This window comes from Henriciella litoralis (assembly GCF_002088935.1).
Classification (GTDB): Bacteria; Pseudomonadota; Alphaproteobacteria; order Caulobacterales; family Hyphomonadaceae; genus Henriciella; species Henriciella litoralis.
Window position 1 is genome coordinate 1,750,703 of record NZ_NCSS01000006.1, and the last position, 14,598, is coordinate 1,765,300.

The 14,598-nt window shown below is 57.3% G+C and carries 17 protein-coding genes; 3 read left to right on the plus strand and 14 right to left on the minus strand.

Annotation, left to right across the window (positions count from 1 at the left end; genetic code table 11):
- Positions 1-33: 33 nt before the first annotated feature.
- Complete coding sequence (locus tag B8783_RS12005; protein ID WP_084420353.1) at positions 34-1,374, plus strand: FliI/YscN family ATPase; 1,341 nt, start codon at positions 34-36, stop codon at positions 1,372-1,374.
- Here B8783_RS12005 and B8783_RS12010 read toward each other — a convergent pair.
- From B8783_RS12010 to B8783_RS12035, 6 genes are all read right to left on the minus strand, one after another.
- The gene (locus B8783_RS12010) at positions 1,371-2,186 is read right to left on the minus strand and encodes a DUF1217 domain-containing protein (protein ID WP_233355766.1); all 816 of its coding nucleotides are present in this window, start codon (positions 2,184-2,186) and stop codon (positions 1,371-1,373) included. The genes B8783_RS12005 and B8783_RS12010 overlap by 4 nt on opposite strands.
- A gap of 25 nt (positions 2,187-2,211) precedes the next feature.
- Entirely contained in the window at positions 2,212-2,646 is a 435-nt protein-coding gene (locus B8783_RS12015; RefSeq protein ID WP_084420355.1) for a flagellar biosynthesis repressor FlbT, read from the minus strand.
- The gene (gene flaF / locus B8783_RS12020) at positions 2,646-3,035 is read right to left on the minus strand and encodes a flagellar biosynthesis regulator FlaF (protein WP_084420356.1); all 390 of its coding nucleotides are present in this window, start codon (positions 3,033-3,035) and stop codon (positions 2,646-2,648) included. The genes B8783_RS12015 and flaF overlap by 1 nt, the downstream gene beginning before the upstream one ends.
- 70 nt (positions 3,036-3,105) lie before the next feature.
- On the minus strand, positions 3,106-4,668 hold the full coding sequence (locus tag B8783_RS12025; protein ID WP_084420357.1) for a flagellin: 1,563 nt from the start codon (positions 4,666-4,668) through the stop codon (positions 3,106-3,108).
- Between the two features lie 146 nt (positions 4,669-4,814).
- Entirely contained in the window at positions 4,815-5,198 is a 384-nt protein-coding gene (locus tag B8783_RS12030; protein ID WP_084420358.1) for a hypothetical protein, read from the minus strand.
- Complete coding sequence (locus B8783_RS12035) at positions 5,198-5,524, minus strand: hypothetical protein (RefSeq protein WP_084420359.1); 327 nt, start codon at positions 5,522-5,524, stop codon at positions 5,198-5,200. Before B8783_RS12035 ends, B8783_RS12030 begins: the two co-directional genes overlap by 1 nt.
- 115 nt (positions 5,525-5,639) lie before the next feature.
- Here B8783_RS12035 and fliK point away from each other — a divergent pair, with 115 nt between their 5' ends.
- Positions 5,640-6,956, plus strand: a complete 1,317-nt coding sequence (fliK, locus tag B8783_RS12040) for a flagellar hook-length control protein FliK (protein ID WP_084420360.1) — start codon at positions 5,640-5,642, stop codon at positions 6,954-6,956.
- 10 nt (positions 6,957-6,966) lie between these two features.
- Positions 6,967-7,626 (plus strand): flagellar hook assembly protein FlgD, encoded by a 660-nt coding sequence (locus B8783_RS12045; RefSeq protein ID WP_084420361.1) that lies wholly within the window; start codon positions 6,967-6,969, stop codon positions 7,624-7,626.
- A gap of 50 nt (positions 7,627-7,676) precedes the next feature.
- Here the strand turns inward: B8783_RS12045 and B8783_RS12050 are convergent, their stop codons facing one another.
- From B8783_RS12050 to B8783_RS12085, 8 genes are read right to left on the minus strand one after another with little or no spacing between them, the layout of a single operon-like run.
- A complete protein-coding gene (locus B8783_RS12050; protein WP_084420362.1) occupies positions 7,677-8,240 on the minus strand; it encodes a flagellar basal body-associated FliL family protein in 564 nt (187 codons plus the stop codon).
- Positions 8,241-8,249: 9 nt separating this feature from the next.
- A complete protein-coding gene (locus B8783_RS12055) occupies positions 8,250-8,954 on the minus strand; it encodes a flagellar basal body L-ring protein FlgH (RefSeq protein WP_233355767.1) in 705 nt (234 codons plus the stop codon).
- Complete coding sequence (gene flgA, locus B8783_RS12060; protein ID WP_084420364.1) at positions 8,951-9,358, minus strand: flagellar basal body P-ring formation chaperone FlgA; 408 nt, start codon at positions 9,356-9,358, stop codon at positions 8,951-8,953. Before flgA ends, B8783_RS12055 begins: the two co-directional genes overlap by 4 nt.
- A gap of 3 nt (positions 9,359-9,361) precedes the next feature.
- Positions 9,362-10,147, minus strand: a complete 786-nt coding sequence (gene flgG, locus B8783_RS12065; protein ID WP_084420365.1) for a flagellar basal-body rod protein FlgG — start codon at positions 10,145-10,147, stop codon at positions 9,362-9,364.
- Between the two features lie 27 nt (positions 10,148-10,174).
- A complete protein-coding gene (locus B8783_RS12070) occupies positions 10,175-10,888 on the minus strand; it encodes a flagellar hook-basal body complex protein (protein WP_084420366.1) in 714 nt (237 codons plus the stop codon).
- Positions 10,888-12,693, minus strand: a complete 1,806-nt coding sequence (locus tag B8783_RS12075; protein WP_084420367.1) for a hypothetical protein — start codon at positions 12,691-12,693, stop codon at positions 10,888-10,890. The genes B8783_RS12070 and B8783_RS12075 overlap by 1 nt, the downstream gene beginning before the upstream one ends.
- Complete coding sequence (gene motA, locus B8783_RS12080) at positions 12,690-13,556, minus strand: flagellar motor stator protein MotA (protein ID WP_084420368.1); 867 nt, start codon at positions 13,554-13,556, stop codon at positions 12,690-12,692. The genes B8783_RS12075 and motA overlap by 4 nt, the downstream gene beginning before the upstream one ends.
- A 44-nt stretch (positions 13,557-13,600) precedes the next feature.
- Positions 13,601-14,491, minus strand: a complete 891-nt coding sequence (locus B8783_RS12085) for a FliM/FliN family flagellar motor switch protein (RefSeq protein ID WP_233355768.1) — start codon at positions 14,489-14,491, stop codon at positions 13,601-13,603.
- Positions 14,492-14,598: the final 107 nt, after the last annotated feature.

A 14,598-nucleotide genomic window follows, 5' to 3' on the forward strand; every position in this document is an offset into this window, starting at 1 on the left:
TAAAAGGTTAATAGAAACGCAGGTTCTGTTTACATGTTGCAGCCCGCCCGCCCTCTCCCCGACCGGCTATGCCAGTTATGGGGCACCGTCACAGATGTCAGCCCCGGCGTCGTTCAGATCGCTGGCGTGAGCGAACATGCCGGGCTGGGCAATGAAATCACGATTGAAACTGCCGAGGGGGTCGTCTCTGGCGAGATCCTGAAGATTTCGACTGACAGGGTTATCGCGCTTCTATTTGGCGACTCCGACATCGTCCGGATCGGCGACCGGGCGACGATTGAACGCGAAGCGCTGGTCGCGCCTGGCGATCACTGGATCGGCCAGGTCATCAATTATCGCGGTGAGATTCTGGGCGACGACCAAAACAATAGCGTTGCTACGCCAGGCCCGAAGCGCAAGCTGATCACAAAAGCCCCGCCCAGCCATGCGCGCAAGAGCCTTGGGCCACGGCTCAAGACCGGGCTGATGATCACCGATACCATTCTACCGCTTTGCCATGGCCAGCGCCTTGGCCTGTTTGCCGGGTCTGGGATCGGCAAGTCCACCTTGCTGGGCACATTGGCCAATGGGGTCGAAGCCGACAGAATTGTCATTGCCCTGATTGGTGAGCGTAGCCGCGAGGTGAATGATTTTGCCAACCATACCTTGCCGAAAGCCGCGCGTGACAAGGCGGTGATTGTGACCGCGACCTCCAGTGAGCCACCCGGCGCGAAGAAACGCGCTGCATATTGCGCCATGGCGGCGGCCGAGCATTTCCGGGATCAGGGCCATCATGTCCTGCTGCTGTTCGACTCCATTACGAGGTTTGCCGAGGCGCATCGCGAAGTGGCTTTGACCGGCGGCGAAACACCGGCGCTCAATGCATTTCCTCCGTCTACGGTGCGTGTCATTGCCGAACTGGCTGAACGCGCCGGCCCGGGCACGCAAGATCAGGGCGACATTACCGCTATCTTCTCAGTTCTCGTGGCCGGATCCGATATGGAAGAGCCGGTGGCCGATATGATCCGGGGGATTCTTGATGGACACATCATTCTCTCGCGCGAGATTGCCGAACGCGGCCGGTATCCGGCGATCGATGTGTTGCGGAGTGTGTCACGTGCACTGCCGCGAGCAGCGTCTGAGCCGGAAAACAAGCTGATCAAGGATTATCTGCGCACAGTTTCACTCTATGAAGAACTGGCCCCGATGCTGCGCGCCAATCTCTATGAACGCGGGATCGACAAAGCCGGCGACTTTGCCATTGACCGTTTTCCTGAGCTCGACGCGTTTGTCTCGCAATCTAATGAAGGCGATATCGCGTCCGCGTTCGAGCAGCTGCAGTCAGTACTGGCCCCCGAAACAGCCGCCAAGGCTGACAAAAAGCCCGCGACCTAGAACTGGCTCAGGAAGAGATTCTGGCTCGCGACCGCGCCGAAGCCCGACGTGTTTCCTGACAGAATCGAGAGCGCCACCGATTGCGGCGAATAGTTCGCTGAGCCGGTATTGATCGTATCCATCACATGAAACCGCTGAATCGCCTTCTCAACATTATCCAGTGAAGCAAGGTCGGCCACATTGGTAATGCCAAGCTTGCTCTGCAGCTTGTCTTTCAGGATGTCCGCCTGACGGTCGATGTCGAGTTTCGTCAGGTCGCTTGGCAGGCCAAGCGCCGTTTGCAGAACCGTTCGTACAGGCACACTACCCAGCAGGCGATACAGGATCGTCTTTTCGCTGCTGCCGCTAGCGGCAATATCAACGATCTTGGACTGGTAGTTCAGGCTGAGACGCATATTCTCGTCAACATTGCCCACCGCTGCGCGGAAGGACGCTGTCTCGAAATTCTCGCCAATTGTTTCCAGCTTGTCGGCATCCAGCGACAGCTTGCCATCGGTGAATTTGAAGGTTTCCGCGAAACTCGTATAGGCCGGGTTGTTCAGCCGCTTCAGGAAAGAGCTGTCGGGTGTGACCGCTTCTTCCAGAACCTTGCGGATGAAGCCACCCTTCCATTCCTCACCGCCGAGATCGAACGCCGTCATCGAGACGCGCATCAGGCGGCGATCCGACATGAAGTCGTCCAGTGTGATCGGCTTGGACAGCTTTTCGGTCAGATATTCGCGGTCATTCTTGATGCTGGCCGAGTCAGAAAAACTCTCCAGCTGATTTGAGTATGTGGACTGGAGGAATTTCCAGCCCCCGTAACCAGACAAGGGTATGGCCGGCTGAAACATCTGATCAGGCGACCTTGGCTTCCGGCACGAATTGCTGACGCAGCCGCGCATGTGTCAGCAGCTCTGCTTCAACGTCCATCACGTGGCGCAGATGACAGAGAGCGGAGTAATGATTGCCGCGGCGCATCATGTCACGCAGCTGGACCATCAGCGTCGGATCCACCGTTTCGAAAACATCGGCCACACGGTCAATTTCCTTCGTGATCGCTGGCAGGACATTGTCCTCCTGCAGATCACCGGTGATGAGTAGCTGGATCGCGTAGTAAATCTGCTTGACCGGGGTATCGATCTCATCAGGCTTCAGCGCATCCCGGCAGCGCAGGACCCGGGCGTTCGGATCAGCGACACGCAAGCTCGATGGCTTGTCACCGTTTTCCAGCATCGCGCCGTTGATGATGACGCGCTCACCTGGCGCCAGTTTCAGAATAAGTCCTGACATTACTGCGTTACCTCCGACAATTGGCTTCCCGTATCACCTGACAGGCCACGCATGACCATTTCGTTTATCTCGATGACATCGGTCAGTTCTTCTTCGCCGGCGAGCACGCGGTAGCTGAGCTTTCGAACCATTTCGGCGAGCGTCAGCAATCCTATGCGCAATTGCGGGTCCATCTCGTTATTCTGATCAAGAAGATCAATTGAGAGGGTGAGCCAGAGTTGCATGTTCCGGTCGATAGCATCGACCCAAACGGCAGGAAGCGGCACATCCTGCGCCGCCACATCCTTGAGAGCATCTGTGATCTGCTGGAACACGGCATATTCGATGTGCTTGTCAGACGCGGTGCGACTGGTGACGTCGGTGTATGCCTTGTGTGCAAGTTGATGCATATGCCCTCACTTCTAATCAAAAGGTGGTCCGGGCGCCCAATTGGAGCGCCCGGACCGGTAATTCATCGGCCTATCGGAAGAGGGCCAGAAGCTGCTGCGGTGCGCTGTTGGCGATCGAGAGCGCCTGAACACCGAGCTGTTGTTGGACCTGAAGGGCCTGCAGTCTTGCGGAAGCCGCTTCGATGTCTGCGTCGACCATCGTACCGATACCAGCCGTCATCGAGCCGATCAGCGTCTGGACGAACTCAGCCTGACCTTCGATCTGCTTCTGAGCAGAACCGAAAGATGTGGCGGCCGAGATAGCCGTGTCGAGCAGGGATTCAACCGTGTTCAGCGCGGTGGTCGCATCAGCCGACGTTGAGACGCTAAGGTCAGCAATTGCGCCAAGGCCGCCGGCTGCTACTGCAACGTTCGTCGAACCGAGATCAGCAAGACTAAAGACTGCATCGCCACCAGTAGCGGTTAGCGTAATCGTTGCGCTGCCAGTAGCTGGATCTTCAGCTGCGGTATACTCAACAACGAGGTTCTCGACTTCTTCGGCTTCGAGGTCATCTGCCAGGCGTTCGACAACGTCATTAATCGTCTCACCTTCTGCAGCAGTAACAGTAACGCCGCCCAAGGTGAATGTGTCGCCCGTGGAGATCGTTCCGCCGCTGAAGCTGACTTCAATTGAGTCGTCTTCATCAATCTGCGATTGTTCAAAGGTCGTCACGATGTCAGCTTGATCGAATGTGACGGCACCGGTGGCTGTCAGCTCGATGGTTGCATCATCCGTAAGCGGATCAGCAGCGTCGTCACCGGCTGCCGCCGCGAGGTTGAGACCAGCATCGTCGATTTCCGTGCGAAGCTTGGCTGCGACGTCGTTGATCGTGTCGCCAGCCGCAGCAGTGTAAGTGATCTCTGTGCCGTTCAGGTCAAACGTGAACTTGTCACCAGCAGAGATGGCGCCGCCTTTGATGGTAAGTGTCTTAGTATCCGTGTCTGCCATGTCGCCATCGGCAGAAGCGGTGATCGTACCAGCAGCACCGGCTTCCTTGGCAACATCAGTAACCGTCGCAGTGTCTTCAGTGGACGCATAGCCAGCGTCCGTTGCTTCCTTGGCAGCCGCAGGAACAGCACCGGTCGTTTGCAGGTCGTTGCGGGAAACCGTGATAGATGTAGCGGAAACAGAACCGTCGGCGCCGCGATCAAGCGATGCAAGAACGCTGACTGAAGCGCTTCCTTTAAGAAGGTTCTGACCATTGAACTGGGCAGCGTTGACAATGTTACCGATTGAGGTGCGGATCGCATCAACGTCGGCCTGGATCTTGGAGCGGTCATCAGCGTTCAGGTCTTGCTGGGCGTCAACGATCAGGTTTTTCATGTCCTGAAGCAGGCCCGTGATCTGTTCGGAAGCAGCACGTGCCACACCAACAGTCGAAGAACCCTTGTTCAGGCTGTCGGAAATCTGCTTGAAGCTCTCAACGTCGGTCGACATGACCGTCGAGATGGCCCAGATGGCCGAGTTATCTTTTGCGGAAGAGACTTTCTTACCGGTTGAGATTTCCGATTGAACGGATTCAAGATTGCGGTTGATGTTGCGCAGAGTTTCCAGCGCAACCATCGAGCTATTGTTCGTAAGAATACTGGACATCAGTAACCCCTCATCATGTCAGATCGATATTTTTATACTCGACCATACTTGTTTAAACTGGTGTCATCCTGACAGCGGGTTGCCCCGGACCAATCTTGGTTATCCAACTATTTACCTCGTACAGATGGATAATTTGTTAAAAGCCATCAGACTTTTTTCTCGTAGCCACCAACGGCCTTGGAAAACGCTGTTTTTCCGCCGTCCGCCCCATAGGCGCCGACATAGGCGGTCGTGGACATCGTGCTCATACGACTGATCACACTATTCACACCGTTTCGGACCGCCGCGAAGTGCGCGGCATTCTCTTTTGATAGCGTGACAATCTCGCCCAGACGTTCGCGGAATCCTGGCGTTTTCCGGATCAATTCCTGATTGGACGTCACTTCATCGAATACTTCCATCGCCTTCATCTTGGCAGGCAGGAGTGCTGACGCAGTCCCTGCCCGCCCGGCGAGCAAGGCATCGTGTTCCTCGCGAAGGATATCGCGCAGTGTTTCAAGGGCGTCTTCGGCGCGTTGGATGTCAGTCATTATATCTGTCCTTCAGCCAGAAGCGTTTCGTAAGCGGCGCTCGCTTGCGGAATTGGGTCGAGGCCGAGCGGATGGCGCTCGGCAAGATCGCCGGCGATCGATTCGATAACGAATTGGGAGAACGCCGATGCAGCCTGACCGCCGGATTTGGTCAACGCATCTTCGAGACCAGTATGACGAAGCATCTCCGCCCAGAGCATTTGCTCAAAGCGCTGACGCAGATCGTTGGCTTCTTCGGTCCCGCCTTGCTGCGGCTGCGGCGTCAATTGCGTTTGCGCTGTCTGCACCTGTGGCAAAGTCGGTCTGAAGTCGATCGGTGCGGTCATTGTCTCGTCCTTGCCTCTCATGAGGGCCGGCATCAAATTTTAGCGGGCTCGTTAAAGCGCGGTTTACCGAATTTGACTTAGGGCTGGTTAAGAGAGCCCTAACCAAGGACCTTCAATGACGAGTTACTTCCCACAGGATCTGTCAGGTGTGAGCGCGCCCAAGGGCCAACGCCCTCGCGTGCAAGACGTCGAGCAAGGCAAGCCAGACAATTCAGTGGGCGGCTTTGCAACCGTTCTGAAAGACGCGCAGCGTAGAGCAGACGGTTCGGAGGGCGCGGCTTCAAAGAACCAGTCGACATCAAGCAATCGCAAGCCGGATGACGAACCTGCGCAGGACGTGGCCCTCGGGTGGACACAATCGACCGCTGCCCCGGATCAGGATCAAGCAGGAACTGCCGACGCGGTTCAAACGCAGCCTGACGAAGCATCCCCGGTCGCAGCAAAGTCAGCTGAAGTGACCAATCTTCCCGAAGAAATCAAACTGCCCGAAACTGATCTGACGACCAAAGGTTCAGAAAGTCAGGCTGCGGCCGACGCGGCATCCGTGGATGCAGCCGCCAAACTGGCAAATGATCAAACCATAGGCGCCGGGACAAAATCCGAAGCGACCAAGGTTGAGGTTGTGGCGGCCCATACAGCGGTTTCGCAAGATACAAGGGTGATTGCCGGTCAGCCGATGTTCGCTGCCAATTCAAATATGCGCGGTGAGACGGCTCGCGATCTTGCGGGACGTCTTGATGCGTCCGGCAAGGCTCAGGCGGTCGATGCGTCGGACGATGATCTCAGAAAACTGGCCCATACGACAACTGCACCTGCGAGCGTCCTTTGGCTGTCTGGCGAAACCGGACAGGCCGGCGCGGCAACGCTAGATACAATGCTCGAGGCCAGCGGCGGCAGCCTTGATGCGCCGCTTTCAGTGAGCGCCGCGACAGGCCAGGCAACCGGAGCGTCCGCGCAGCCCGTCGTCACCGCTGCTGCGGTCGACACAAGCGCGATGAAACCGCAAGCCAATGTCATCGCCGCGCCAGAAGACATCGTCGATATCTTGTCGAGCAAGCTTTCGGGCGGCGACAAACCGGACCGGATTACAGTTCAGCTCGATCCGCCGGAGCTTGGGCGGGTGTCGATCGAATTCAAATTTGATTCAAACGGCCTGCAACAGGTCGCTGTCGTGGGCGAGACGCCTGAAGCGATGAAGCGCCTCCGCCTCATGCACTTTGATCTTGTCCAGTCGCTCGCTGACAATGGCCTCACCGCGCGCGACATGACTTTCAGTCAGAACAGTCACTCGCAACGCGATGCGTATGTTCCGCCGCAGTTTTCTGGCGCGCTTTCGGTCGCAGAAGACACAATTTCGCCTGCCCTCCTGTCCCAACAGCCGAGCCCGCGTCAGCTGGCCAGTCTGTCTGGCGGGCTGAACCTCAAACTCTGAAAGAGCTTTTATGAGCACGGTCAATCCGGTATCAACAAACACGGCGGCATCGTCCCAATCGCTGGCCAGCACGGCTGGAACGGGCGAGGAGTTCAACAACTTCCTGAAGCTGCTGACCGCGCAGGTGCGGAACCAGGATCCGCTTTCGCCGCTCGATTCGACGCAGTTCGTGGAACAGCTCGCGACCTTCTCCTCGCTTGAGCAACAGGTCCGCAGCAATTCGAGCCTCGACAATATCGCAGGTCTGATCGGCGACCTTCATGCCATGTTTGCCAGTGAATGGCTGGGCGAGTCCGTGACGGTAGAGTCTTCCTGGGTGCCTTATTCCGGCAATGATATCGAGTTTGCGGTGAACGCGCCGGACGATGCTGATAGCGCCCTCCTCAACATCAAGGATTCAAATGGCGAGGTCATCTGGACTGAAGCGCTGAATCTCTCAGACGACCTTTATAAATGGGACGGACGGACACTGTCCGGCATTCCAGCGACTGCAGAGAGCCTGTTTGAGTTCGGGATAGATCTCTACTCAGGCACCAACTATATGGGCACAGCCGCGCCACGGATCGTGACCAAAGTCACCGACGTCGCCAGCGAAAATGGCTCCCTGCGTGTCGGCACCTCATCCGGTCTAACCGCCGATATGGGGCAGGTTCAGAAGCTGGACGACTAGGACACAGCCCGCTTCAAGCTTTTACGCTAACGCCTCTAGCGCGCGGAAATCTACAGATCCTGGCGCGCCATATCCTGTATCAGGATATTATTGATGCCTTCCGGAACAGCCTCTTGCAGGTTCGCAAGGACGCGCGAGCGGATGGCCTCATAATTCTTCACGCTCGTCATCGTGTAGAGCGTGTCACCATCATTCGCGAGCTGGATCAGAGTCGTCATGATGTTGTCGCGAAGCTTTGGCTCCATCGAAAACAGTTTCTGCGAGGCATCGCCGTCGATTTCCAGATTGATGTTAAGGATAACAAGGCTCTCAACCCGCTCATTCTGGATCAGTGGAACGATAAATTCGCGCGAAAACTTGAAGTAGGCAACGTCAGACGAACCGCCAGAGGCGCTCGCGCCATGACCGCCGCCTGAGGCCTTCTTCTCGCCGTGGCCGTCATCCTTCTTGCCATGACTGTCAGCTTTTGCGTCATGCCCGCCCTCGTCAGATCCGCCGTGGTCTGCCGATACCGTCGCGTCCGCCGATCCTGTTCCACCTTTGAGGAAAAAACCGCCGACGCCGCCGACGAGTATGAACACGCCGACTATAAGGGCTGGAATGAGCTGTTTCATGGCGATCCCCTAGAACGGCACGACTGCATCAAGAATTTTCGGGACGAACCCTCGCTGGACGGGCGCGGTTGCTTCACCAGAACTGACATAGGACAGGCGCGCATCGGCGATCTTGTCATAGGTCACTGTATTCATGCGCGTAATGTCCTGAGCGCGGATGACGCCGGTTACTGTCAGCACACGGACTTCATTGCTGACGCGCGTCTGCTGATACCCCTGAACGACGAGGTTGCCGTTCGATTCAAGTCCAATCACGCGTGCGGCCAGTGTGAACGTGACCTTCTCCGCCCGGTTGATTGCGCCGCTGCCATCAAGGGCGGACTGCCGGTCGTAATCAATGCCAGGCGAAAGTGAGGCACCGCCGGGAAGCACGCCGTTCGCCCACTCTGGCAAGCCAAAGAGCGCGTCCAGATTGAACTCTTGATTCGTGCCGCGCGTCCGCTGAAGCGAGTTCTTCATGCTCGCACGATCATCCATTTCAACGATAACCGTGAGAAGGTCTCCGACAGCCTTGGCCCGTCGCATGCTGAGGAGCGACGTTGCTGATGTCGTCCAGAGCGAGTTGTTCTCATTGACCAGAGGCGCAGGCGGGGCAGCCGCATAGGTTGGCGTCGGAGCCGGCGGCTCCGGCAACTCTACTTGTTGCATCTGTGGCATCGACGAGCAGGCTGCAAGTGTGAGGGCGAACAGGGAAGCGGGGATCAAGTATTTCATTGTGCCAGCACCCATCCATCAGCCTGCACCGTACCCGTAACCAGTTTTCGTGATTCAACGTTCAGTACAGAGATCGTTTCGTTCAGGGCGCCCTCGCCCATGGCGCGGCCTGTCGTCGAGATTTCGAGGCCGCCCTTGATGTATTTGAGCGTCACGACCTGATTGCGGGAGACGAGACGCGCGGGGCGCGTGTTCTCCATCGACACCGGTTGACCGGTATAGATCGTCCGGCGGGCTTCGCGTCCAATAATCGGGTCGCTCATGCCTGGTCCATCGCCTGCTTCGGTTGCGATCATCGCCGGTGTGACGACTTCGCCAGACCGAATGACATCGATGGCCAGCATTTCCGGCCCACCAGCAGCGGCGAGGATGAGGTTTGCAGCGATTGAGGAGATGATTGTCATGATCTACCTCACCCGCGTTGTGGCAGCGAGCATTTCGTCGGCCGCCGTGATGACTTTGGAGTTCAGCTCGTAACCGCGCTGAGCTTCGATCAGCTCGGAGATTTCCTGCACCACGTCGACACCGGAATCCTCGAGATAGCGTTGCCGTATGATGCCGACACCCTCGGTCGCGGGGACCAGTCGGTTCGGTGAACCTGACGCCTCGGTTTCGCGGAACATGTTGTCCCCCATAGCCTCGAGGCCCTTTTCATTGACGAAACGAACAAGTGAGATGTTGCCAATGGACTGACCGGCAGTTTCGCTTTCGAAATAGGCAACGACTTCGCCGTCGCCACTTATGGAAATGCTCCGCGCATCTTCAGGTATCGTGATGCTATCGGTGAGCGGAAAACCATCCTTGGAGACGATCTGCCCATCGGAACTGCGGTTCAGTTTACCATCGCGCGTATAGGCGGACTCGCCAGACGGCAGCGTGATCTCCAGGAAGCCTGTCCCGTCAATCGCGATGTCGAGTTCGGACCCGGTCGGCCGAAGTGACCCTTGCGTGATTTCCATGGAAACCGTCGATGGCTTCACCCCTGTCCCAAGCTGGATACCTGCCGGAACGATCGTACCGACCTGCGAGGTAATCGTGCCCGGTGTTAGGTATTGCTGGTACATAAGGTCCGAAAACTCGGCCGTCCGCGGCCTGTACGCCGCGGTACTCATGTTGGCGATGTTGTTCGATATGACATCGACGCGCAATTGTTGCGCGGCCATGCCCGTGGCTGCGATCTGCAGTGATTTCATAGGGTCCTCCCTCGATCCACGTTGGCATTAAAACTGGCGTAAAGTGCTGATAAACTTGTTAATTCGTTCGTCTTCCCGCTCGAGGAGCGACTGTCCGGCTTCGTAAGCGCGCTGCACCTCGATCATCCGAGCGATTTCAAGAACTGGCGTCACATTCGACTGTTCGAGCGCGCCCTGGAGGACGCGTGGTTCCTCGGCCGCCTGAAAGCCTTCGGTCGCGTCAAAAAGGGTGTTGCTGTCACGGCTCAGCTCGCCATTCGGCACAACGACACCAACCTGACCGACCAGCTCGCCATCAGCCGATATCGAGCCGTCACCGGCGATGGAGATCTTTCGTGCATCTTCCGGTATTGTGATACCGCCGCCACCCGAGGTCAGAACGGCGTTGCCCGTTCCATCGATCAACTGTCCGTCCTGTGAAATCTGGAAATGCCCGGCGCGCGAGAGGCGCTGCCCTTGCGGTGTGTCGAGCAGGAAAAAGCCCTCGCCCTGAATGGCAAGGTCGAACTGGCCATTGGTAAAGCGCAGACCACCCTGCTCCATGTCGAAGGAGTGGCCCGCAAGACCGCCCATCGAAAGCGTCGGCTTTCCAACACCGGTTCCGGCGAGAAATTCAGCAAAGATCGCGCGGTCGGTCTTGTAACCCGTCGTGCTGGAGTTTGCGATATTGTTCGCAACGACCTGCATCTCGTTCATCAGGCCCGTCTGGCGCGCAAGCGCGGCATAGATCGCATTAGACATCAGTTGACCTCGTGCGTTGCGGGTTGGATGGACTGGCCGAGTTCATCAAGGCTGCCCGACACATCAGCCAGCGCGACCGGCTTTAGCGGTTGGCCGCCTAACCGAGCGCTCTTTTTAAGAGCGATGATACGTGCGGCTTTAGACGCGATTTCTTCGTCCTCGAATTTCGCTGCAGCATCGTAGAACCGGCCAGTGACAACCCAGTTTCCACTGGCGGCATCCGCTGTGATGAGTTCGAGAACAGCCTCGGGGGCGAGCGATAATTTGTTCTGGACCTTCGAAAAGGCGTCAGCGTCATTGGTGCGGATAGCGTCGAGCGCTGCAAGCTGCGCGATATCGGGGTTGGTGGCGTGGAGGCGAGCAAGGAAGGCGAGCCCTTCATGATCCATCAGCCTGTAGGCAAGCTGGGCGCGCGCAAGCGCTAGTGCGTCGTCATTGCCGACGCGCGCAGCGAGCTTGTCCGACATACTTTGCAGGCCCATATGCGCGGCCAGCGCCGCAGCTTGGCCGAACTTGCTTTCATAGTCCTCGCGCCCCTCAAGCAGGTCGCCAGACTTCAAAAGCGCATCCATCATCTTGAGATTGTCGATCGCAACGTCGCTCTTGAGATCGGCCTCGATCAGGTTCGAGAAATGCTCGCCGAGCCGCTGGCGGGCTTCGGGCCGCTGCGCTGCGGGAAGAGAGGCGAGTTTCAGCGTCAGATCATAATCGGCCGCATCGTTGAGATCGCGCAAAAGGCTGTCGAGTTTGGTGTCGACCTGCGCTTCTGCCGGGAGCCGGCTGTAGTTGCCGACCATTTTGTCCACGAGTTGGGCCTCAAACCCCTTATCGATCGACAAACCATGGCGACGCAGGACTGTGGCCGCAGCATCACGAAGGTCTATGCGGTGATAGAACTGACGCAGTTTGGCCTCTGCACCTGGCCGGCCGGAGACAAGATCCTTTACTGCGGTCAGAAACTGCAGGCGCGCCGAAGCCTCAATCTCGTCAGACGAGAAGGTCGCGAGCAGCTTCTCGCTCAGCAGGACCTGGTTTTCGTCTGACAACGCAGGGATAATTTTCATGGCCACAGCGATGCGCAAGCGCAGCGGAAGGTCATGGAAAACCTCAATCTGCTCAGTCAGGATACGAACGCCATCGGGATGTCCCGCCCCGATTTTCGCGACACCCAGCCAGATTTTCTGCGCCGGGTAACAGGCTGCGATGTCGGTGAAATATGGAACGTTGTAGCCGGATCGGCCATCCATAAGAATGGCGAGCTGGCGCAGTGCGTCTTCGGGCAATTCAGTCTTGCCCTGAAGCTGCATGCGCGCTTCCTCAGTCAGGCCGAGCGCGATGTAAGCCTTGGCAAGCAATGTGTCCGCAGCGGGGGTCTGCTCCGTCTCCAGAACGCCGCGCCAGGACATGAAGTCGCTATAGGTGGACATCGAGGCGAGTTCCGAGAAATCGTAAGGGTCGTCAGCCGCACAATCGATTCCGGGCGACAGGGAATGGGGGCTGTTTTCAACGAGCGCTTCTGTCGGCCGAGTTTCGTCTGGCTGCGCATGATCTGCAAATGTCGCCGCCGGCTGATCTTCGGGCGTATCCGGAAGCAGAGACCGGGCCCCGCCCTGGGTCTCTTTCGATGTGCCCGCCTTTGTCAGCAAACCCTGATCAATCGCGGTCTGGACAAAATCGTCCAGCTTTTCAGGAAGACGCTCCATCTCATCGCCGCGCGCCGCATCGTTTGCAGCTTCTTCAGCAGAAACAGCAGGACTGGCCACGAGGGCCAGCAACACAGAGCAGATGAGCGACCTGTAGATCACGCGGCCTTCTTCAGCCCCCTTATGGCTTCCTCAATTTCATTGAAGGTCGGGCGGACACGTGCTGGCGCGTGGCGCCGAGCCACTTCAACACATATATTGACCGGGTTCTTATGAAGGTTCGACACGAGGACTTCGCCGATCATCGAGTAGAAGAAGTGTTCTTCCATACGGATGGCTTTGACGCGCGAGGCGAATGGGCCGACGACCCCATAGGCCAGGAACACGCCGAGGAACGTACCGACGAGCGCGCCGCCGATCATGCCACCAAGAATTTCCGGCGGTTTGTCGATCGACGCCATCGTCTTGATGACGCCAAGCACAGCGGCAACGATCCCGAGAGCCGGAAGAGCGTCAGCCATGTTCTGCAGGGCGTGAGAGCCGTGAAGCTTCTCTTCCATCAGACTGTCGAGATGCTTCTCCAGCAATTCTTCAACCTGATGAACATTGTCGAAGTTCATCAGCATTGAACGGATCGTGTCGCAGATCATCTCGATCGCATCATGGTCCTTGAGGATTTTCGGGTAGCGCTGGAAGATTTCCGACTGCTGCGGATCTTCAATATGAGCTTCGATATCAACGGGATTCTGTTTCAGGACGCTGAGCAACTCTGACATCATGCAGAGCAGGTCTGAGTAGTCCGACTTTTTCCATTTTGGTCCGGTGAAGGCTGCAACCACGTCGCCGGCGGTGTGCTTGATGGTGGTGAAGTCATTAGCCGCGAGAAGCGCGCCAATGGCCGCGCCGCCAATCATCATGCCCTCAAACGGCAGTGCGTGGGTGATGATTTCCATGTGCCCGCCAGCCAATATATAGCCGCCGAACACCATGATGACTGTTACCAGAATGCCTAGGATTGCGTTCACTTCGTATCTCCTCTGAGCCCGGCGCGATGCGGGCTCTCCCCCAGTCAGATCTCTGAAATTTCCTGGACGAAACTCTCAAGCAATGACGATTTCAGCTTTAAGGCACGTTGGCCTTTCCAAGTGCCTAACTCGCCTGAACATATCGGGACGCTGCCATTCATGGTGTCGGCACAAAGCGACAGCACGCCCGGCTCTGCCCCTGGCAGCTCGATCACCTGTCCCACCTGCAGTCGCGAGCAATCAGCGATGGTCATTTGCAGACGATCCAGCACTGCATCGAGACCGATTGTCGAACGTCGCAGATTTTTGCGCATGTGTTCGCGTTGACCATTATTGCCCGCCTTCAGGCGCGCGGCAGCACTAGCCTCAATGGCGTTCGCATAGGCTTTGAGCGACTCGATCTCGAAATAGAGCTGAATCTCAGGCGGCACTTCGCCGCCCTCGAGGAGCCAACCCTCTTCATCATCTTCCGCGACGAAACTGACGACCACTTTGAGGAGGCGAGCATCTGCCTCGATGGCATCTGGCACGCCTGCAGGGTCAACAACGGAAAAGTCCTCAGGCAGCGGTGCGCTGATCGCGATCGTGTCAGTAATAAGTTTCCAGAGCTCGCGCGCCGGCCGGTCCGCCATCAAGCGAAGGAACAGATCGGGTGATCCCTCAAGGCTGTCAGCTGGCTGTTTCAGGCGCAAGGACGCGTAGCGTGTGACGGCAAAACGGTCGAACGTAATGGCGCGCAACCCAACCGCGCTGTGTGGTAAACAAATATAGCCAAAACGTTCACTAAATTGCTCTGTCACGCCCTTCCCGGCGATGAGCGAGCGGTCAGAGAAAGAGGCTGGAAGCTCGTCTCCGAAGGTCTGTTTCGCCCATGTTTCGAGGAGGCCGCGCAGCCCCTCCCATAGCGGCTGGCACTGCAGCAACTGCGGGGGCACACCCCCTACTGAACCTATTTTTTTGCGCAATGCTGACGACACGTTGGACCTGTGGCTGAATTAACCATGTTCACCGTTAATCTTTGGATAGATTTCATGAATTAATC